The organism is Streptomyces sp. NPDC048434 (assembly GCF_043200375.1).
Taxonomy (GTDB): domain Bacteria; phylum Actinomycetota; class Actinomycetes; order Streptomycetales; family Streptomycetaceae; genus Streptomyces.
This window is the reverse complement of sequence record NZ_JBICXQ010000045.1, coordinates 1-18,569: the sequence shown is the minus strand read 5'-3', so window position 1 is coordinate 18,569 and position 18,569 is coordinate 1. Positions and strand designations below refer to the sequence as shown.

Genomic DNA, 18,569 nt, shown 5'->3' with positions numbered 1-18,569 from the left:
CTCCCCGGCACGTCCACCGTACGAGCAGCCGTCATCTCACCGGCTGGACGCGCCGCCGAACCCCGCAGCACGACGGATTAGGCTTCTCCCGTGGCTGATATCCAGATTCCCGCTGACATCAAGCCCGCCGACGGACGCTTCGGCGCGGGCCCCTCCAAGGTGCGTACGGAGGCGCTCGGCGCCCTCGCCGCCACCGGTAGCTCCCTTCTCGGCACGTCCCACCGCCAGGCCCCGGTCAAGAACCTGGTCGGCGCGGTGCGCGACGGCGTACGCGATCTCTTCCAGCTCCCCGAGGGCTACGAGGTCGTGCTCGGCAACGGCGGCTCCACCGCGTTCTGGGACATCGCGACGCACGGCCTGATCGAGCGCAAGTCCCAGCACCTCAGCTTCGGTGAGTTCTCCTCGAAGTTCGCCAAGGCCGCCAAGCTGGCGCCGTGGCTGGACGAGCCCACCGTCATCTCCGCCGACCCGGGCAGCCACCCGGACCCGGAGGCGGAGCAGGGCGTGGACGTCTACGGCTTCACCCACAACGAGACCTCCACCGGTGTCGCCGCCCCCATCAAGCGGGTCGCGGGCGCCGACGAGGGCGCGCTGGTGCTGGTCGACGCCACCTCCGGCGCCGGCGGCCTGCCCGTGGACATCACCGAGACCGATGTCTACTACTTCGCCCCGCAGAAGTCGTTCGCCTCCGACGGTGGTCTGTGGCTGGCGGCCTTCTCCCCCGCCGCCCTGGAGCGCGCCCGCGCCATCCACGCCTCCGGCCGCCACATCCCGGAGTTCTTCTCGCTGCCCACGGCGATCGACAACTCCCTCAAGAACCAGACGTACAACACCCCCGCGCTGTCCACCCTCTTCCTGCTCAATGAGCAGCTGGAGTGGATCAACGGCCAGGGCGGTCTGGACTGGGCGGTCCGCCGCACGGCCACCTCCTCGCGCACCCTCTACGGCTGGGCCGAGGACTCCAAGTACGCCACCCCGTTCGTCGTCGACCCGGCCAAGCGCTCGCAGGTCATCGGCACCATCGACTTCGACGACGACATCGACGCCGCCGCCGTCGCCAAGGCCCTGCGCGCCAACGGCATCGTCGACACCGAGCCGTACCGCAAGCTCGGCCGCAACCAGCTGCGGGTCGCGATGTTCCCGGCGATCGACCCGTCGGACGTCGAGGCCCTGACGGCCTGCATCGACCATGTGATCGGCAAGCTGTAGCAGTCAGTCCGTACGCGTCATCCCAGGCCCCGGCGGGCAACCGCCGGGGCCTGTGCGTCGTGCCGGCCCGGAAACCTCGCCGCCGCCTTCACCGGGGGAAGGAGGGGGCGACCGGCCGACGCTCCGTCAAGCCGCGTGGCCGCGTCGCCGTATGGAGGGAGCAAAGACCCCGTAGCCGCCCGAACGGGCGTACCGCGGCATGACGAAACGGGCCGGATGTGCCTGTATGGGAGCCATGACGAATCCCCCGAGCCCCGGCCTCGCCCCCTTCGAGCGGCAGGGGGCGGTTCTGCTGACCACGTTCAAGCGGGACGGCACCGGCGTCGGCACGCCGGTCAATATCGCCGTCGACGGCGACCACGCCTATATCCGCACGTACAGCAGCGCCTGGAAGGCCAAGCGGATGCGGAACTTCCCGGAGGTGGAGATCTGCGCCGCCACCTGGCGGGGCCGCCCCACCGGGCCCGCCGTGCAGGCACGGGTGCGGCTGCTGGACCCGCAGACCAGGGAGTACCGGCGCGCCGAGCGTTCGCTGACCCGGAAGTACCCCCTCCTCCACGGCCTGTTGGTGCCGCTGGCGCACCGGCTGAAGAAGGACCGGACGCTCCATTACGAACTGCGGCTGGTCGAGGGCGAGGCGGGCCGGGAGCGGACGGCGGAGGAATCGGGGCTGGGGATCTAGGGACCGGCCGCTCCCCCGCGGCTATCGCCGCCGCAGCAGCCTGCGCAGCCCGACGACCAGCGCCGTGGCGACGGCGAAGACCATCGCCCCCTTGATGAAGCTGGGGTCCAGGTCCGTCCCCGAACTTCCCTTTCCGCCCTGACTGTTGGCGTCGTCGCCGTTCGCCGGGTCGTTCTTTGCCGCGTCCGGCAGCTGGTTGTCGCTCAGGCCGACCGGTTTGACGTCGCTTTCGCTGCCCTCCGAGCCGTACATCAGGGTGCGGCCGTCAGGGGTGAAGGTGACCGATTCGCCCTGCTGTTGGACCGGTACGCCCACGCTGCCGAGGTCCTTCGGGCGGCCGTCCTGCCAGCGGTAGATCCGGGCGCCGAAGTAGCTGCGCATCACGAGACGGGTGCCGTCGGGGGAGAACGCACCGTCGGTCACCCACAGGTCGATCGGCGCGACCTTGCGGAAGACGTTGGTGCCGGAGGTGGTGAGCCGCTGCGGGCCCTCGTAGAGGGCGCCACCGCCGTCCTGCTTCTTGCTGGCGATATAGACCCGGCCGGTCTTGGGGTGCACCATCAGCGCTTCGGCGTCCCGCGGCCCGTCCGCGTACTTCACATCGAACTGGGTCGCCGTGACCGTGGCGTCGCGCAGCTTCTTCGGTTCGGGGAAGCGGTAGATCCAGACGTGGTTCCAGCTGCCGCCGAGGTTGTCGCCGATATCGCCGACGTAGATATCGCCGTCCGGGCCGATCGAGATCGCCTCGACGTCGCGCGGGGTGCCGATGCCGCGCAGCGTGATCCTGGCGACCGTACGGCCGGACGCGCCGTCGACGGCGTAGACGTACGGGCCGTCGTCGCTGTCGTTGTGGGTCCAGTAGATCCCGGGGTGCGCCCGGCTGGCGGCCAGGCCGCTGGACTCGGTGATCCGCGGATCGCCGATGGTGAAGCCGTCGGGCTCGGCGGCGGCGGCGGGCACCACGGCCGCCGACCACAGGATTCCCGCGGCACCGGCCGCGCACAGAAGCGAACGCATGGGCACAGACTGCCATCCCGGGCCACCGTGCGTGGCGCGGCCGCCGCCCGCCTCACCCCCGCCCGCACCGCACGGCCCCCGGGGGCGTGTCCAGCGTCACGTACCGAGCAGTAGGGGATCTCGGCCATCATGGCCGGATGAGGATCATGTTCGTCGGTGACTCGATGACGATTGGGAGCACCGGCGATTACACGTGGCGCTACCGGATGTGGCAGCACCTGAACGCGACGTTCGACGGCCCGTACCGCATCGTCGGACCGCGCCACACGCTCCATGACCCCGTCGGGGGCGTCCCCACCTCGTCCGCCTACGCCGACCCCCGCTTCCCGGAGGAGGCCCGCCGCCATCTCGCCGGCTGGGGCGAGGGCTGGCTGCACATGGCGCCGGTCATCGGTGACATGGTGCGCCGGTATGACGCCGACACCCTGCTGGTCTCGCTCGGCCTGATCGACCTCGGCTTCTATACGAACGCCGAGCAGACCGCGGAGAACGTGCGGGAGTTCGTGGCGCAGGCCCGGGACGCGGCGCCGCACATACGGGCGGTGCTGATGCCCGTGATACCCAATGTGCGGGCGGCGGCGGACACCGCATTCGGCACGCAGTGCGAGCGCTTCAACGAGCTGCTGGCCAAGGCCGTCGCCGATCTCTCCACCCCCGGCTCGCCGTTGCTGCTGGCCTCCGAGCCGGACGGATGGGAGACCGAGCGCGCCACGTACGACGGGACACATCCGTCGGAGTGGGGAGAGCGGCTGCTCGCGGGGGCGTTCGCCGGGGCGATGCATCAGGCGTGGGGGGTCGGGGCGCCGTACGGGGTGCTGTCGGCTCACTGAGGCCCCCACGTCCCGCGGGAACACCGCCCCTCGCCCGGAACCACGACGAGCCGTGCCCGCCACCCCCCGTGGTCCTTGCTTCGAGAGCACTCGAAGGCGTTGGCTGAACAACCATGAAGTACACGCAGCTCGGACGCACCGGACTCAAGGTCAGCCGACTCGTCCTCGGGACGATGAACTTCGGGCCTCAGACGGACGAGGCCGACAGCCACACCATCATGGACGCCGCGCAGGGCGCGGGCGTCAACTTCTTCGACACCGCCAACGTCTACGGCTTCGGCGCCAACAAGGGCCGTACCGAAGAAATCGTCGGGTCGTGGTTCGCCAAGGGCGGCGGCCGGCGCGACAAGACCGTGCTGGGCACCAAGGCCTACGCCAACATGGCACCGGAAGGCGGCCCGGTCTGGCCCAACCACGACAAGCTCTCCGCGCTCAACATCCGGCGCTCGGTGGACGCGAGTCTCAAGCGGCTGGGCACCGACTACATCGACCTCTACCAGTTCCACCACGTCGACCGGGACACGCCCTGGGACGAGATCTGGCAGGCCATCGACGTCCTCGTCCAGCAGGGCAAGATCCTCTACGCCGGCTCGTCCAACCACGCCGGCTGGCACATCGCCCGCGCCAACGAGACGGCCGCCCGCCGCGGTTCGCTGGGCCTGGTCAGTGAGCAGTGCCTCTACAACCTCGTCGAGCGGCGCGCCGAGATGGAGGTCATCCCGGCCGCCCGGGGCTACGGCCTGGGCGTCATCCCCTGGTCCCCGCTGCACGGCGGGCTGCTGGGCGGCGCCCTGCGCAAGGAGCGCGAGGGGGGCGCGGCCCGCTCGGGCGTCGGCCGCTCCGCCGATGCCCTCGCCAACTCCGCGATCCGTGCCCAGATCCAGTCCTACGAGGACCTGCTCGACAAGCACGGCCTGGAGCCCGGCGAGGTCGCCCTGGCCTGGCTCCTGACCCGCCCCGGCATCACCGGCCCGATCGTCGGCCCCCGCACCACGGACCAGCTCGCCTCCGCGCTGCGCGCCGTCGAACTGGAACTGCCGGACGAGCTCCTCGCCTCGCTGGACGAGATCTTCCCCGGCCCCGGCCCGACCCCGGAGGCCTTCGCCTGGTGAGCGCGTTGTGCGCCCGGCGGCCGGTCAGGCCGGCTGTCGGGCGCTCGGCAGCGGCCACGCCATCGCTCAGTGCAGCGCCGCCGCCACGATCACGACGACGAGCAGGACGGCGAGCAGGCCGGACATGATCCGGTTACGGGTTTTGGGGTCCACCCTCTGAGCGTAACCGGGGCAGATCCGAACGTTTCAGCGGCCCGGGGTACACGGCGGGCGGGCGGGCGGCGGCCCGGAGGTACGCGGCCGACCGCCGACGGCAGCCCGGCGGTACCCGGCCGCCCGGCCGACAGCAGCCCGGCGGTACCCGGCCACCCGCCCCACGGCAGCCCGGCGGTACCCGGCCGACGGGTCCGGCGGCGCTCAGTGGCCCAGCGGCCAGGTCCCCACCGTCTCGTACCGGGGCTGCTTGCCCGCCACCCCGGGGACGGGCGGATGGCTGCACACCAGGGAAAGTGCGTCGACCGTCCAGGAGGCCCCGGCGAAGTCCTTGAGAGCGGTCGCGTACGGGCGCAGGTCCAGATCGGGGACGCGGTTTCTGGCGAGGGTGAGGTGGGGGGTGTACGGGCGGTGCTGCTCGTCCATGGAGATGCCGGCCCGGCGGGCCGCCGCCGACGCCGCGTCGGCGAGCGTGCGCATGGCGGGCCGGTCGCCGTCCGCCCCGGCCCACACCACCCGGTCCGAGAAGCGGCCGCCGCCGGCGATCCGCAGCGCGTAGGGGTCGCGGCGACCGGCGGCGCGGCCCAGGCGTTCCCGCAGTTCGGGGACGATCTCCTCGGGCACCTCGCCGTAGAAGGCAAGGGTGTAGTGCCAGCTGTCCCGGCCGGTCCACCGCAGCCGGTCGGCGGCCGGCAGCCGCTTCAACTGCGCTACCTCGGCGGCCAGTTCCTCGATCGCGGGCGCGGGCGGCAGGACGGCGGCGAAGAGTCTCATGCGGTCAGTGTGGCGCAGGGCTCGTGCCGTCCGGCGGATCAAGGCCACCAACGTGCCGCCCGGCCCGGAGGCCGGGCCGGGCAGTTCGGGCCGGGCCCGGCCTCGGCGCAGGCCGGGCCGGCGGATCGCTCCTGCCGAACCCGCCCTACGCCGCCGGAGCCAGGTTCCGCTCCGCGGAGGCGGTGGTGGCGGAGACCCGGGGCACAAAGGCGACGTGCCGACGGCCACGCCGTAGGTCGATCTTGAGGCGGAGGCCGCCCAACCGGGCGAGGATCAGGCCGATGACGGCCGCGGACACCATGGAGACCAGGCCGCCCGCCAGGAAGCCGATCCGGGCGCCGAAGGCGTCGGTGACCCAGCCGACCACCGGTGCGCCCAGCGGGGTGCCGCCCACGAAAACCATCATGAACAGGCTCATCACCCGGCCGCGCATGAGCGGATCGGTGGCCATCTGGATGCTCGAATTGGCGGTGACGTTGATCGTCAGGCCGACCATGCCGATCGGGGCGAGGAGCGCCGCGAAGACCCAGAACGACGGCGCGAGCGCGGCCGCGATCTCCAGGGCGCCGAAGAGGATCGCCGCGCCGACCAGCATCCGCAGCCGGGAGGTGGCACGGCGGGCCGCGAGCAGTGCGCCGATCAGTGAACCGGCCGCCATCAGCCCGTTGAACAGGGAGTAGGTGCCGGCGCCCTGGTGGTAGACGTGGTAGACGAACGCGGTCAGCCAGATCGGGAAGTTGAAGCCGAAGGTCCCGATGAAGCCGACCAGGACGATGGGCCAGATCAGGTCGGGACGCCCCGACACATACCGCAGCCCCTCCCGCAACTGGCCCTTGCTGCGCGGGACACGGTCGACCTTGTGGAGTTCGGCGGTCCGCATCATCAGCAGGCCGGCGATCGGGGCGAGGAAGGAAAGGCCGTTGAGCAGAAAGGCCCAGCCGCTGCCGAAAGCGGTGATCAGGACACCGGCGACGGCGGGCCCTATCAGCCGCGCGGACTGGAAGTTGGCGGAGTTGAGGCTGACGGCGTTGCGCAGCTCGTCCTGGCCGACCATTTCGGAGACAAAGGCCTGCCGGGAGGGGTTGTCGACGACGGTGACCAGCCCGAGGACGAAGGCGACCAGGTAGACGTGCCAGACCTGCACATGGCCGCTCAGCGTGAGCACGGCGAGCGCGAGGCCGGTGAGGCCCATGGCGGACTGGGTGAACAGGAGCAGCTTGCGCTTGGCGAAGCGGTCGGCGATGACGCCGCCGTAGAGCCCGAAGAGCAGCATCGGCAGGAACTGCAGCGCGGTGGTGATGCCGACCGCGGCGGACGAGCCGGTGAGGCTGAGCACCAGCCAGTCCTGGGCGATGCGCTGCATCCAGGTGCCCGTGTTGGACACCACCTGGCCGGTGGCGAAGAGGCGGTAGTTACGAATTCGTAGGGAGCTGAACGTGCCCTTGCGCGGTGTGGCGGCGGGGCCTGCGGCGACACCCGGGGCGGTGCCCGGAGTGGTCGCGGTCGCGTCGTCGGAAACCGTGTCTTCTTGGGAGTTCGGTGCGGGGGCGGAGTCTGCTCCGGATCCCGTACTCAAAGTGGGTTCGCCTCCTCGGCCTCGGGTTTCTACAGCTGTGCGAGCTTCTCCAGCACGGGCGCGGCGGCCCGCACCTTCGCCCACTCGTCCTCGTCCAGCCCGGAGGCCAGCTCGGCGAGCCAGGCATTGCGCTTGCGGCGGCTCTCTTCGAGCATCGCCTCGGCCTGTTCGGTCTGGGTGACGACCTTCTGACGGCGGTCGTCGGGGTGCGGTTCGAGCCGGACCAGTCCCTTGGCCTCCAGCATGGCCACGATGCGGGTCATCGACGGCGGCTGCACATGCTCCTTGCGGGCCAGCTCGCCGGGGGTGGCATGGCCGCACCGGGCGAGGGTGCCGAGCACCGACATCTCGGTGGGGCTCAGCGATTCGTCGACCCGCTGATGCTTGAGTCGGCGCGACAGGCGCATCACGGCGGACCGCAGCGCGTTCACCGCGGCTGCGTCGTCTGGGGGCACCTCCCGGCCGTCAGGCTGGGGGCGGGACAGTTCCGGCATGGTCTTTAGCATAACTCATTACCCTTTCTAAGGAAAGCCAAGGGGTGCAGCCCGATGGGGATCACCCATATGAGTGAGGACGCGGCCGAAAGTGACGCGCCTGACCGCGTACGGACGGGACCGTGTCCGTATGGGATCGGAAGTGCTCAGCCTGCGCGTGGACGGGGAACTGCTGGAGCGCATGCGGCAGCACGCCGCAAAACGCGGAATGAGCGTCCAGGACTATGTGGTCCGGACGCTCATCCGCGAGGACTTCGACGAGCGCTTCCAGTCGTCGGTCGACGAGACAAAGAAGCTGGGGGTGCGCTGGCCCGCTACTTGACCCCGAGCACCTGCTCGATCGGGTCGAGCAGGAAGTAGATCAGGAAGCAGAGCCCGACGGCGTTCAGCAGCCAGGGGATTTCCTTGAAGCGGCCGGTCGCCGTGCGCAGCAGGATGAAGGCCAGGATGCCCATGCCGATGCCGTTGGTGATGCTGTAGGTGAACGGCATCGAGACCATCGTCAGGAACGCGGGGATGCCGACGGTGAAGTCGCCCCAGTCGATGTCCCGCACGTTCGAGGCCATGATCAGGAAGCCGACGACCAGCAGCGCGGGCGTCGCGGCCTGCGAGGGGACGACGGTCGCCAGCGGCGTGAAGATCAGCGCGAGCAGGAAGAGGCCACCGGTCATCAGGTTCGCGAGACCGGTGCGGGCGCCCTCGCCGACACCGGCCGTGGACTCCACGAAGCAGGTGTTGGCGGAGGCGGAGCCGAAGCCGCCGCCCGCTACCGCGAGGCCGTCGACCATGAGGATCCGGCCCATGTTCGGCAGCTGGCCGGTCTCGTTGTTCAGCAGCCCGGCCTCCTCGCCGACGCCGATGATGGTGCCCATCGCGTCGAAGAAGCCGGAGAGCAGCACGGTGAAGACGAACAGGCAGCCGGTCAGCACGCCGACTTCCTTGAAGCCGCCGAAGAGACTGATCTGACCGATCAGACCGAAGTCCGGGGTGTCGACGATCTTGTCCGGGACGTTGGGGACCGACAGGCCCCAGGCCGCGTCCGGGATATGGGCGACGGCGTTGATGATGATCGCGACGACGGCCATGGTGACCATGCCGATCAGGATCGCGCCCCTGATCTTCCGCACCATCAGCACGAACATCAGCACCAGGCCGAGGACGAAGACCAGCACCGGCCAGCCCTTGAGCTGTCCGCCCTGCCCCAGGCTCATCGGCACGGTGGTGTGCGCGGCGTCCGGGTTACGCGTCACAAAGCCGGCGTCGACCAGACCGATCAGCGAGATGAACAGGCCGATGCCGATGGCGATGGCCCGCCGCAGTCCGTTGGGGATCGCGTCCATCACCCGCTGCCGCAGCCCCGAGGCGACCAGGACCATCAGCACCAGACCGGCGAGCACGACCATGCCCATCGCGTCCGGCCAGCTCATCTTGGGTGCGAGCTGCAAAGAGACCACGGCGTTGATGCCGAGGCCCGCGGCGATGGCGATCGGGACATTGCCGATGACGCCCATCAGTACCGTGCTCAGACCGGCCAGCAGGGCGGTGGCCGTGACCAGCTGGGCGTTGTCGAGATGATGGCCGAACTTATCGACTCCGGAGCCGAGAATGATCGGGTTCAGCACGATGATGTAGGCCATCGCGAAGAACGTCGCCAGGCCGCCGCGGAGTTCGCGACCGACCGTCGACCCCCGCTCAGAGATCTTGAAGAAGCGGTCGAAGCCGTTCTTGGGAGGCTTCGGACCGGGGTTTTCGAGGGTGTCGACCGGCGTGGTGGCCGAGGGGGGCATGCGGGGACCTCAGTCGGACGGGCCTGGGCAGGCGTGGGGGCCCGGGGGCCTGGAACACGTACAGAATCAGAAACAACCGGATCAGGTTGGATGAATAGACGAGCTAAACCAGCCGTATCCAGAAAGGTTCAGTATGAATAAACAATGCGGTGATCGCTATCTCCGCGCGTAGACCCTTGTGGCGCAAGCATCCGGCAGGCCACCCCGCGGCGTTCCGCGCCCTGCCCACCGCCGCCCGCGGCCCCCGCATTCCCTCCCCGTAAGCTGGCCACCATGTGGAAGAAGTCCGAACTGCGCGAGGCCCCGGCGCCTTTCGAGGGCCCCGTCGTCGGCACGATCACCGGCGGCACCATCATCTGGTTCGTGCTCTTCCTCGGCCAGCTCCCCTTCTACGGCTGGTTCGCCGACCACGGCCACACCTGGTGGGTGTGGACCTGCCTGGCCGGCGGCGGCCTCGGGCTGGTGGGCATCTGGTACGTCCGGGCCCGGGACGCCGCGATCAAGCGCGCCGCGGCGACGGACGACGGGTCCTGAGCACACACCCCCCACCGCCCCGCCCAGTCGGCGGGTGAAGTGCGCATTCCGCCCGTAACGTCGAGGTCATGACGGAGCGGGCGAGGGCCGAAACCGAGCACCCCGGACCGGGCCGCGAGCCGGCCCGACGGACCGCTCAGGAACCGGTCAACCCCGGACTGACCGCCGCCGAGGTCGCGGAGCGGGTCGCCCGGGGCGAGATCAACGACGTTCCCGTACGGTCCTCCCGCTCGGCGGCCGAGATCGTCCGCGCCAATGTCTTCACCCGCTTCAACGCCATCATCGGCGTGCTCTTCGTGATCATCCTGATCGTCGGCCCGATCCAGGACGGCCTGTTCGGCTTTGTCATCGTCGCCAACACCGGCATCGGCATCGTCCAGGAGCTGCGCGCCAAGAGGACCCTGGACAGCCTGGCGGTCATCGGGGAGGCGCGGCCGACCGTCCGGCGCGACGGGGTCGCCGTCGAGATCCCCACCTATGAAGTGGTCCTCGGCGATGTCTTCGAACTCGGTACCGGTGACAAGGTCATCGTCGACGGCGAGGTGCTGGAGAGCGACGGCCTGGAGGTCGACGAGTCGCTGCTGACCGGCGAGGCCGATCCGCTCCTCAAGAAGCCCGGCGACCGGATGATGTCCGGCAGCTTCGTCGTCGCGGGCAGCGGTGCCTTCACCGCGACCAAGGTCGGCCGCCAGGCGTACGCGGCCCGGCTCGCCGAGGAGGCCAGCCGCTTCACCCTGGTCCACTCCGAGCTGCGCACCGGCATCAGCCGGATCCTCAAGTACGTGACCTGGATGATGATCCCGACCGCGATCGGTCTCATCCTGAGCCATCTGCTCACCCTCGGTCTGCCGGGCGACGAGGCCATCCGCCGGATGGTCGCCGGCATCGTGCCGATGATCCCCGAGGGCCTGGTGCTGCTCACCTCCGTCGCCTTCGCGATCGGCGTCATCCGGCTGGGCCGCAAGAAGTGCCTGGTCCAGGAGCTGCCCGCCATCGAGGGGCTGGCCCGGGTCGATGTGGTGTGCCTGGACAAGACCGGCACGCTCACCGAGGGCGGGATGGACGTCAACGGGCTGCGCTCCCTCGACGACGACGAGGCGCACGTGGAGAAGGTGCTGGGCGCGCTCGGCGCATGCGATCCGCGGCCCAATGCCTCCCTCCAGGCGATCATCGAGGCATATCCGGCGGACGACGGCTGGCGCTGCACCCGGGCACTGCCGTTCTCCTCCGCCCGCAAATACAGCGGCGCCGCCCTCAACGGCCCGGACGGCGAGAGCACCACCTGGCTGCTCGGCGCCCCGGACGTCCTGCTGCCACCCGCCGACCATCACCTCACCGAGATCGACGGCCTCAACGCACAGGGCCTGCGCGTACTGCTGCTGGCCCGCACCGAACGGGAGCTGGACGACCCCGAGGTCACCGGGGCCCTACGGCCCACCGCACTGGTCGTCCTGGAACAGCGGCTGCGCCCGGACGCCCCCGACACCCTGCACTACTTCGCGGAACAGGGCGTCCAGGCCAAGGTGATCTCCGGCGACAACGCGGTGTCGGTGGGCGCGGTGGCCGGCAAACTGGGGCTGCCGGGCGCGGACGACCCGGTGGACGCGCGCGAACTGCCCGGCGACACGGCCGCCATGGCGGCCGCGGTCGCAAAGGCCGCGGTCTTCGGCCGGGTCACCCCGCAGCAGAAGCGGGAGATGGTCGCGGCCCTGCAGTCCCGCGGTCACACCGTCGCGATGACCGGCGACGGCGTCAATGACGTACTCGCCCTCAAGGACGCCGACATCGGCGTCGCGATGGGCTCCGGCTCGGAGGCGACCCGCGCCGTCGCCCAGATCGTCCTGCTCAACAACAGCTTCGCGACGCTGCCTTCGGTCGTCGCCGAGGGCCGCCGGGTCATCGGCAACATCACCCGGGTCGCCACCCTCTTCCTCACCAAGACCGTCTACTCCGTCCTGCTCGCGATCCTGGTGGCCTGCTGCCAGATCCCCTACCCGTACCTGCCGCGGCATCTGACGCTGCTCTCCACCCTGACCATCGGCATCCCCGCGTTCTTCCTCGCCCTGGCCCCCAACAACGAGCGCGCCAAACCGCACTTCGTCCGCCGGGTGATGCGCTACGCGGTGCCGTCCGGCCTGATCACGGGCCTCGCCGCCTTCGCCACCTACCTGCTCGCCCGCAGCTACTACACCGGCCCGCACGCCCTGCCCGCCGAGACCAGTGCCGCGACCCTGACCCTCTTCCTCGCCGCGATGTGGGTACTGGTGATCATCGCCCGCCCCTACACCTGGTGGCGGATCGCCCTGATCCTGGCGATGGGCCTGGCCTTCGTCGCCGTCCTCGCCACCCCCGGGCTGCAGACGTTCTTCGACCTGCGCCTGGTCGGCACGACGATGCCGTGGGCGGCCGTCGCCATCGCGGTGGCGGCGGCGGTCCTGCTGGAGATCACCTGGCGGTGGGTGGCCCGACGGTTCCCGGCCTGACGAAGGGGGCCGGCACCTCGGCCCGACCCGCGGAAACGGGGCCGGAACCTCAGCCCCGCCCCCGAGCACAGCCCGGCAAACCGGCCCGGCCACCGCGGCCACCCCGGCATCCCCACGCCCGCCCCGCCTCCCCTAGAGTCCGTGCCCATGGCCTTCCACCACTCAGCAGCCCACGCCTTCGAACTGCTGGCACGCTCGCACCACCACTCCAGTCACTACGGCACCCACTCCCCCGGCGCCTCGTTCGGCGGCGCCTGGTGGATGATCCCGGTCGGCGTCGTCCTCGGGGTCGGCTGGGTGCTCGTGAAGCGGCTGCGGACCAGGTGAGCGACGGCCGCGGCGCGCATCGCGCGCTACGCGGCTGAGGGGGCACCCGCGCTTCCCCGCTCCGCGGGCGGTGCGAAGGCCCCAAGAGAACCTGCCCGGCCGATACCCCGGGCGCTGTTGCCGTACTACGCTCCTGCCCCATGACATTCCACGGGGACCTGGCGTACAGGGTGCTGGCGAGCTCGCGTCGCCACTACCACCACCACACCGGCGGCCACTACAGCGGCACCGGTGACGGCACCATCGACTGGTGGGTGTGGCCCCTCCTCGCCCTCTCCGCGATCGTCGTCATCTGGAGCCTCGTCAAGAGATTCCGCTCGAACTGACCCCTATGGTGCGCGTCGTGCGCACGCCCCCGGCGCGGACAGCCGAGCACCCCGGCTCTCCGCAACGCGTCGCACGTCCCGCAGCGCGTCGGCCAACCCCCGGGCGAGGAACCGCAGCTCGCGACTGGTGACCTGCCGACCGCCGAGCATGTCCTCCGCGTGACCGAGAATGTCGTCCGCCATGCCGAGCTGTACGCCCTCGACCTCGTCAGCGACCCGGGAGACATACCCGCCGCCCTCACCCACGAGATAACAGGGCTTGCCGTCGGGACTCGACCAGGGCAGAAGCCGTACGGGGCCGTGGTGTTCCCCCGTCACGCCGGAAGGTTTCTCGATAGCGTGATTCATGTCGTCGACCTCCATAGGGCTGATGACCACACCCCCGGACCGTGGCAGCGGTCGCGGGGGCCTTTTCGTCATCACTCAGCATTGCTGACGGAATACGCTGAGTGCACGCCGTAGGTGTCACCAAAGTCCGCCAGTGGACAGCGAGTTGAAGGTGTGTTCGAGCAGTGGAGCTGAACAACGAGGACGACGACAGGGCCACCCCACGCTCGGTACTGGGCCGGCGCTTACGCCGCCTGCGGGAGGCCGCGGACCTCTCGCAGCGAGCCCTCGCCGACAAGGTCGGCTACCCGCATACGTACCTCAGCCGGGTGGAGCGGGGGGAGCAGTTGCCGTCCGAAGCGCTGGCCGAGGCCCTGGACGCACACTTCGCCACGGACGGACTCTTCGTCGAGTTGCTGACCATGGCGCAGGACTCTTCAATTCCCGACTACGGGCAAGCGATCGTTGAGAACGAGCGCAAAGCCACGCGTATTCAGGTATTCGGCAGCAGCCTGATTCCCGGGCTTCTACAGACCGAGAACTATTCGCGTGCCCTGATCCGGACGTCGCTTCCAGGTGAATCCGAGGAGCGGATAAATGGGCGGGTCGCCACGCGGATGCGCCGCAAGCGCGTATTCGACAAGGCGGAGTCGCCGTTCTACTGGGCAATCATGGATGAAGCGGCATTGAAGCGCCCAATCGGGGGCGCAGCATGCATGTGCGGTCAAATTCGCCACATGCTCAAGGCGGTTGAGTCCCCCCGCATCTGGGTTCAGGTCCTTCCCTTCACCCAGGGGGAACACCCCCTGCTGGGTGGGAGTTTGAGCCTGCTCACCTTTCAGAACGGCGCTACGATCGGCTACGTCGAGAGCTTCGCCTCTGGGCAGCCGGTGGAGTCGCCGGGCAGGATTCTGGAACTCACGCAGAGATTTGACGTCGCTCGTTCCAAGGCGCTGCCGGAGAGAGAATCTCTCGACCTGATCAGGGGCTACCTGAGAGAGTACGAGCATGAAGACGATTCCTGACGCGTCCGCTCTGACCGGCTGGCGCAAGTCCAGCTACAGCAACGGCGAGGGCGCCGAGTGCATCGAGGTCGCCGACGGAATGCCCGGCACCGTCCCCGTTCGCGACTCCAAGAACCCGACCGGTCCCGCGCTGGCCTTCCCCGCGGACGGCTGGGCCTCCTTCATCACCGCCGTCAAGAGCGGAGAGTTCGCAGGCTGAGCCGGTCCCCGCAACGCCCCATGGAAGCGGCCCCCGCCGCAACGCGGCGGAGGCCGTACCCATACTGATCAGCCGTCAGTCGAACCACCGCGCCCGCGCCAGCTCCTCCCCCCGCTGCGGGTCCTCCAGGAGGGCGGCGACCTCGAAGCGGCGGGGCCATTGAGCCGCTGCCCAGGCCAGGGCCGCCGCGACGCCTTCCAGTGTCGCGGCGTGGAGGGTGCCGTCCGGTGTGCGGCGCCAGTCCAGTTCGGTGGTGTCGTCGGGGCTGTCGCCGACGAGCAGTTCCTCGTGTTCGAGGTATGCCTCGGGGGTGGCGGCGCCGAGCAGTACGCGGACGGCCTCGGGCACCTCGTGGCGTACGCCCTCGGAGCGGACCTCGGCGCTGACCGCCTCGCTCAGCCGGCGGACCTGCAGCAGCTCCGCCAGCTCGGCGGCGCGGGCCGGGCGCACCGGAAGCAGGGCGAGGCCGGCCGCCAGCGGCACCAGGTCCGGTGCGTCGGCGACCACCGCATCCGCCGCGTCCACCACCCGGACCTCCTCGTCGAGCACGACCCGCAGCTCGTCGGGCAGCGTCACCTGATCGGGGTCGAGGTCCGCCAGCAGGCCGTAGATCGCGTGGAGTTGTGCGGCACCGACGGGCAGCTCGGGGTCGGCGAGCCGGGTCAGCAGTTCCGCGGCGCCGCCGGGCTCGTCCAGGAGCGCGGCGACGGACGTGCGGACGCCGAGGGCGCGCAGCACCTGCGCATCGACCTCGCCCGCATCCGCGGACTCGTACAGCCCGGCCAGCAGCGGATCGCCGCCCGCCGAGCGCAGACCGGCGGGCCGGCGTCCGTCGAGCACCGGGTGTCCGCGCAGCCACCAGGCGGTGTACGGGCGGACGGATTCGGTGGTGCCGTCGGGGAGCAGCACCCGCACCGGGGCGGTCAGGGCGTCGCGCAGGGGCGGGCGGGAGAGCATGGCCAGCACCTCGGGCCAGGCGTCGTCGTCGACCAGGTCGAGGTCGCGCACCGCCACCAGTTCGGTCACCACCGGCGGTACGGGGGTCTCCGGCAGCGCGTCGAGGATGTCCTCGCACCACACGTCCACCGCGTCCAGCAGCCCGACGTCGTCCGGCTCGGCGAAGTCCCCGTCCCGCGGCTCCATTTCGTCCGGGTCGAGCACCACATCGGTGGCCCGTACGAGCGCGAAGTCGGCCATGACGCCGACTGCCGTCAGCGGCTGCTCGCCCCATCGCTCGGTCAACTCCGCGTCACAGGCAGCGAGTTCACCCTCCCGGATGACCCGCTCAAAGGCGCTGCCCGGGTACACCAGCTCGCCCGCGGGCGCCAGCTCGCCGTCCTCGTCGGGCAGGGCGAGCGCCCCGAGCCAGGGCTCGTCGCCCGGCGCGAGGTTGGCGTCCCGGACCAGCCCGAGCACGGTCTCCGCCAGCTCATCGGCGCCCAGCGGAGCTCCCGCCCCGCCCTCGGTCTCGTCGGCGAAGACGTCGTAGGCGTCCTCGTCCGCGTCCAGCGAGTTCGCCACGGCCGCGCGCACCTGGGGCGTGGTCAGTACGGCACGAGGCTGGGCCGGGGTGGCGCCCAGCTTCTCCAGCAGCGGGTGCACCGCGTCGGGGTGGGCGACCTTCAGTCCGAGCCGGGCGAGCGTACGGTGCCGGGCCGCGGCGTCCTCGTCGGAGCCGCCACCGGGCAGCGGCAGCAGCACCTGGCGCGGCCCGATCGTGGTCCGGACGCCGCTGCCCGCGCCGGGCCCCTGGCCCGCCGTGCCCGCCAGCGGCACCGGCAGCCCGCTGAGCCGGTCCGGGTCGGTGCCGGCCAGCGCGTCATAGAGCCGCCACCACCAGCCGGGCGACCGTTCGACGCCCGCCAGCCGGTCGACCATCTCGCCGAGTCCCACCCGGGCCACACCCAGCGCCCGCAGCTCCGGACGGCGTTCGAGGCCGGCCGGCAGCAGGCTGGGGAACAGCTCGGCCAGTACCCCGACCGTCGCCGCGCCCGCGCCCTCCACCAACTCGGCATCCACCGGGCGCAGCACGAAGCGGTCCACGCCGCCGTCGCCCTCGTCCCACTCGTCCGCCGCCGGTGCCTCGGGCTCGGCGGCCCGGCCACCGGGCGCACCCGCGCTCGGCAGGAACCGCACCCGGGGCAGCAGCTCCAGCACCTGCCGGCGCAGCTCACCGTCCAGACCGCCCTTGCCCAGCGGCCCCGGCACCAGGTCGAGGGTGCCGACCGAAACCGGCTGCCAGTCGCCCAGCAGCGTCGCGTAGGTCGCGGCCGCCCGCTCCACCAGGAAGTCCGTCAGCGGGCCCGGCGCGACGTGCCGCCGGGTCGGCTCCAGCGGGAACGAGGCGATCAACAGTGCGGGCAGTCCCAGCGGCTCGTCCGTCGGCGTCGGCGCATGCACCACCGGCGCCGTTCCCGGCCGCGCCGGTGCGCCCTCGTCGTCCACCGGCACCGCCCAGGTCACCGACCAGGCCGGCCGCAGCCGCTCCTCGACGGGCCGGTCCGCCAGCAGCGCCGTGTCCAGCGGACCGCCGTCGCCCGCCACCCGCCACCGGGTGGCGCCGCGCTCACTGTCCTCGATCAGGACATAGGGGCCGTCCTGACTCCGCCTCAACTCCCGTACGTGCTCAGGGGTCTCGATCACGACCTCGGCCAGCCCCGGCAGGGTCAGCAGCAGCGCCGCATCGATCCCGTCCAGCAGCCGCTCGGCGAGATCCTGCGCCGCGACGTCCCGCAGCGGCAGCACGACGGCGGTGTCGTACCCCTCGGGCGCCCCGCCCTCGGCGGGCAGCGGCAGCCGCAGCAGCGGGACATGGCCGTCGCGCCGGCGCAACTCACCGCCCAGGCCGGGGCTGTGCGCCGCGACCTCCTCCGCCATCGCCCGCGCCTCGGGCAGCGACCAGCGCACCCCGCCGGTACGGCCCACCAGCGCCGGCTCGTCGCTCACGGACAGCACCGCGGCGAAGCCCACGCCGAACCGGCCGACCGCACCGGCCGACGCACTGGCCTCCCGCTTCGCGGAGGCGCGCAGCGTCGACAGCGATTCGACGCCGGTGGCGTCCAGCGGGGCGCCGGTGTTGGACGCGACGAGTACGGCGGGAGCGTCGCCGTCGGCCGCGTGCAGGGTCAGCCGCAGCCGGCCGGGGACGCCCGCCCGCGCCGCCGCGTCCGCCGCGTTCTGCGCCAGCTCCACGGCGAGCCGGTCCCGGTAGCCGCCGAGCGCCAGGTCCTCCTCAGCATTGGCATCCTCCCGGAACCGGGCCGGCGAGGCGGCCCAGGCATCCAGCACGCCACGCCGCAGTCGGGCCGTCCCGAACGGGTCTCCGGCTGCGCCTCGCACCCACGACGTAGCTGTCACTGTCCGTCTCCCTAAGCGTGTGTCGGTGGGCCGACGGTATCGCCCCACGTTGGCGGGTGCGGCGCCGTGTCCCGCCGGTGAGTTCTTTTCCCGCCTTGCCGCCTGTCGGCGGGTGGGGTCCCCGCCTTCGGCGGGTGGGGGTTCCCGCCTTCGGCGGGTGGGGGTTCCCGCCTTCGGCGGGTGGGGGTTCCCGCCTTCGGCGGGTGGGGGTTCCCGCCTTCGGCGGGAGGTGCGTTTGGGGTGGGGCCCGGCCTGGGTGGTGGGTGCCGGTGGCGGGGCCTCCGGGGTGGGTGTGCGGACTGCTGCGCTTTACGTCCGCACACCCACCCCACCCGCCCCCCCCCCACCCCCCCCAAT

18 protein-coding genes are annotated in these 18,569 nt (G+C 71.2%); 11 read left to right on the top strand and 7 right to left on the bottom strand.

What is annotated here, in order from left to right; genetic code table 11:
• Positions 1–90: 90 nt before the first annotated feature.
• Entirely contained in the window at positions 91–1,209 is a 1,119-nt protein-coding gene (gene serC, locus ACGFWI_RS36340) for a phosphoserine transaminase (RefSeq protein WP_393910348.1), read from the top strand.
• 235 nt (positions 1,210–1,444) lie between these two features.
• A complete protein-coding gene (locus ACGFWI_RS36335; protein ID WP_393910347.1) occupies positions 1,445–1,891 on the top strand; it encodes a PPOX class F420-dependent oxidoreductase in 447 nt (148 codons plus the stop codon).
• A gap of 21 nt (positions 1,892–1,912) precedes the next feature.
• Here ACGFWI_RS36335 and ACGFWI_RS36330 read toward each other — a convergent pair whose 3' ends face one another.
• The gene (locus tag ACGFWI_RS36330) at positions 1,913–2,908 is read right to left on the bottom strand and encodes a hypothetical protein (protein ID WP_393910346.1); all 996 of its coding nucleotides are present in this window, start codon (positions 2,906–2,908) and stop codon (positions 1,913–1,915) included.
• 137 nt (positions 2,909–3,045) lie between these two features.
• Here ACGFWI_RS36330 and ACGFWI_RS36325 point away from each other — a divergent pair, with 137 nt between their 5' ends.
• A complete protein-coding gene (locus ACGFWI_RS36325; RefSeq protein ID WP_393910345.1) occupies positions 3,046–3,738 on the top strand; it encodes a GDSL-type esterase/lipase family protein in 693 nt (230 codons plus the stop codon).
• Positions 3,739–3,851: 113 nt separating this feature from the next.
• Positions 3,852–4,850 carry an aldo/keto reductase gene (locus tag ACGFWI_RS36320; protein WP_393910344.1) on the top strand — a complete coding sequence of 333 codons (999 nt, stop codon included), beginning with the start codon at positions 3,852–3,854 and terminating at the stop codon, positions 4,848–4,850.
• 357 nt (positions 4,851–5,207) lie between these two features.
• Here ACGFWI_RS36320 and thpR read toward each other — a convergent pair whose 3' ends face one another.
• From thpR to ACGFWI_RS36305, 3 genes are all read right to left on the bottom strand, one after another.
• Entirely contained in the window at positions 5,208–5,777 is a 570-nt protein-coding gene (gene thpR / locus ACGFWI_RS36315; protein WP_393910343.1) for an RNA 2',3'-cyclic phosphodiesterase, read from the bottom strand.
• Between the two features lie 145 nt (positions 5,778–5,922).
• Complete coding sequence (locus ACGFWI_RS36310; protein WP_393910342.1) at positions 5,923–7,353, bottom strand: MFS transporter; 1,431 nt, start codon at positions 7,351–7,353, stop codon at positions 5,923–5,925.
• Between the two features lie 29 nt (positions 7,354–7,382).
• Complete coding sequence (locus tag ACGFWI_RS36305; RefSeq protein ID WP_128505212.1) at positions 7,383–7,847, bottom strand: MarR family winged helix-turn-helix transcriptional regulator; 465 nt, start codon at positions 7,845–7,847, stop codon at positions 7,383–7,385.
• Between the two features lie 130 nt (positions 7,848–7,977).
• On the opposite strand from ACGFWI_RS36305, the gene ACGFWI_RS36300 reads away from it, so the two are divergent.
• Positions 7,978–8,169: a hypothetical protein gene (locus ACGFWI_RS36300; protein WP_393910341.1), complete on the top strand. Its 192-nt coding sequence runs from the start codon at positions 7,978–7,980 to the stop codon at positions 8,167–8,169.
• On the opposite strand, the gene ACGFWI_RS36295 is transcribed toward ACGFWI_RS36300, so the two are convergent.
• Positions 8,162–9,634, bottom strand: a complete 1,473-nt coding sequence (locus tag ACGFWI_RS36295; protein ID WP_393910340.1) for an NCS2 family permease — start codon at positions 9,632–9,634, stop codon at positions 8,162–8,164. The two genes, ACGFWI_RS36300 and ACGFWI_RS36295, sit on opposite strands and share 8 nt — an antisense overlap.
• Positions 9,635–9,907: 273 nt before the next feature.
• Here ACGFWI_RS36295 and ACGFWI_RS36290 point away from each other — a divergent pair, with 273 nt between their 5' ends.
• The 4 genes from ACGFWI_RS36290 (at position 9,908) to ACGFWI_RS36275 (ending at position 13,304) form a co-directional block, all read left to right on the top strand.
• A complete protein-coding gene (locus tag ACGFWI_RS36290) occupies positions 9,908–10,168 on the top strand; it encodes a DUF2530 domain-containing protein (protein WP_393910339.1) in 261 nt (86 codons plus the stop codon).
• Positions 10,169–10,236: 68 nt separating this feature from the next.
• Positions 10,237–12,651, top strand: a complete 2,415-nt coding sequence (locus ACGFWI_RS36285) for an HAD-IC family P-type ATPase (protein ID WP_393910338.1) — start codon at positions 10,237–10,239, stop codon at positions 12,649–12,651.
• A 147-nt stretch (positions 12,652–12,798) separates the two neighbouring features.
• Complete coding sequence (locus ACGFWI_RS36280) at positions 12,799–12,978, top strand: hypothetical protein (protein WP_393910337.1); 180 nt, start codon at positions 12,799–12,801, stop codon at positions 12,976–12,978.
• 140 nt (positions 12,979–13,118) lie between these two features.
• On the top strand, positions 13,119–13,304 hold the full coding sequence (locus ACGFWI_RS36275) for a hypothetical protein (protein WP_393910336.1): 186 nt from the start codon (positions 13,119–13,121) through the stop codon (positions 13,302–13,304).
• A 3-nt stretch (positions 13,305–13,307) separates the two neighbouring features.
• On the opposite strand, the gene ACGFWI_RS36270 is transcribed toward ACGFWI_RS36275, so the two are convergent.
• Positions 13,308–13,652, bottom strand: a complete 345-nt coding sequence (locus ACGFWI_RS36270) for a hypothetical protein (RefSeq protein WP_393910335.1) — start codon at positions 13,650–13,652, stop codon at positions 13,308–13,310.
• 164 nt (positions 13,653–13,816) lie between these two features.
• Between ACGFWI_RS36270 and ACGFWI_RS36265 the strand changes: the two genes are divergently transcribed.
• Both ACGFWI_RS36265 and ACGFWI_RS36260 read left to right on the top strand, forming a co-directional pair.
• Entirely contained in the window at positions 13,817–14,656 is an 840-nt protein-coding gene (locus ACGFWI_RS36265) for a Scr1 family TA system antitoxin-like transcriptional regulator (protein WP_393910334.1), read from the top strand.
• Positions 14,640–14,855: a DUF397 domain-containing protein gene (locus ACGFWI_RS36260; protein ID WP_393910333.1), complete on the top strand. Its 216-nt coding sequence runs from the start codon at positions 14,640–14,642 to the stop codon at positions 14,853–14,855. The genes ACGFWI_RS36265 and ACGFWI_RS36260 overlap by 17 nt, the downstream gene beginning before the upstream one ends.
• Before the next feature lie 75 nt (positions 14,856–14,930).
• Here the strand turns inward: ACGFWI_RS36260 and ACGFWI_RS36255 are convergent, their stop codons facing one another.
• Positions 14,931–18,212: a sacsin N-terminal ATP-binding-like domain-containing protein gene (locus tag ACGFWI_RS36255; RefSeq protein ID WP_393910332.1), complete on the bottom strand. Its 3,282-nt coding sequence runs from the start codon at positions 18,210–18,212 to the stop codon at positions 14,931–14,933.
• Positions 18,213–18,569 lie beyond the last annotated feature (357 nt).

Bases quoted from the DNA above. Each gene is read 5' to 3' on its own strand.
- ACGFWI_RS36335 (WP_393910347.1), top strand. From the start codon at position 1,445: ATGACGAATCCCCCGAGCCCCGGCCTCGCCCCCTTCGAGCGGCAGGGG.
- ACGFWI_RS36330 (WP_393910346.1), bottom strand. From the start codon at position 2,908: ATGCGTTCGCTTCTGTGCGCGGCCGGTGCCGCGGGAATCCTGTGGTCG.
- ACGFWI_RS36325 (WP_393910345.1), top strand. From the start codon at position 3,046: ATGAGGATCATGTTCGTCGGTGACTCGATGACGATTGGGAGCACCGGC.
- ACGFWI_RS36320 (WP_393910344.1), top strand. From the start codon at position 3,852: ATGAAGTACACGCAGCTCGGACGCACCGGACTCAAGGTCAGCCGACTC.
- thpR (WP_393910343.1), bottom strand. From the start codon at position 5,777: ATGAGACTCTTCGCCGCCGTCCTGCCGCCCGCGCCCGCGATCGAGGAA.
- ACGFWI_RS36305 (WP_128505212.1), bottom strand. From the start codon at position 7,847: ATGCCGGAACTGTCCCGCCCCCAGCCTGACGGCCGGGAGGTGCCCCCA.
- ACGFWI_RS36300 (WP_393910341.1), top strand. From the start codon at position 7,978: ATGGGATCGGAAGTGCTCAGCCTGCGCGTGGACGGGGAACTGCTGGAG.
- ACGFWI_RS36295 (WP_393910340.1), bottom strand. From the start codon at position 9,634: ATGCCCCCCTCGGCCACCACGCCGGTCGACACCCTCGAAAACCCCGGT.
- ACGFWI_RS36290 (WP_393910339.1), top strand. From the start codon at position 9,908: ATGTGGAAGAAGTCCGAACTGCGCGAGGCCCCGGCGCCTTTCGAGGGC.
- ACGFWI_RS36285 (WP_393910338.1), top strand. From the start codon at position 10,237: ATGACGGAGCGGGCGAGGGCCGAAACCGAGCACCCCGGACCGGGCCGC.
- ACGFWI_RS36280 (WP_393910337.1), top strand. From the start codon at position 12,799: ATGGCCTTCCACCACTCAGCAGCCCACGCCTTCGAACTGCTGGCACGC.
- ACGFWI_RS36275 (WP_393910336.1), top strand. From the start codon at position 13,119: ATGACATTCCACGGGGACCTGGCGTACAGGGTGCTGGCGAGCTCGCGT.
- ACGFWI_RS36270 (WP_393910335.1), bottom strand. From the start codon at position 13,652: ATGAATCACGCTATCGAGAAACCTTCCGGCGTGACGGGGGAACACCAC.
- ACGFWI_RS36260 (WP_393910333.1), top strand. From the start codon at position 14,640: ATGAAGACGATTCCTGACGCGTCCGCTCTGACCGGCTGGCGCAAGTCC.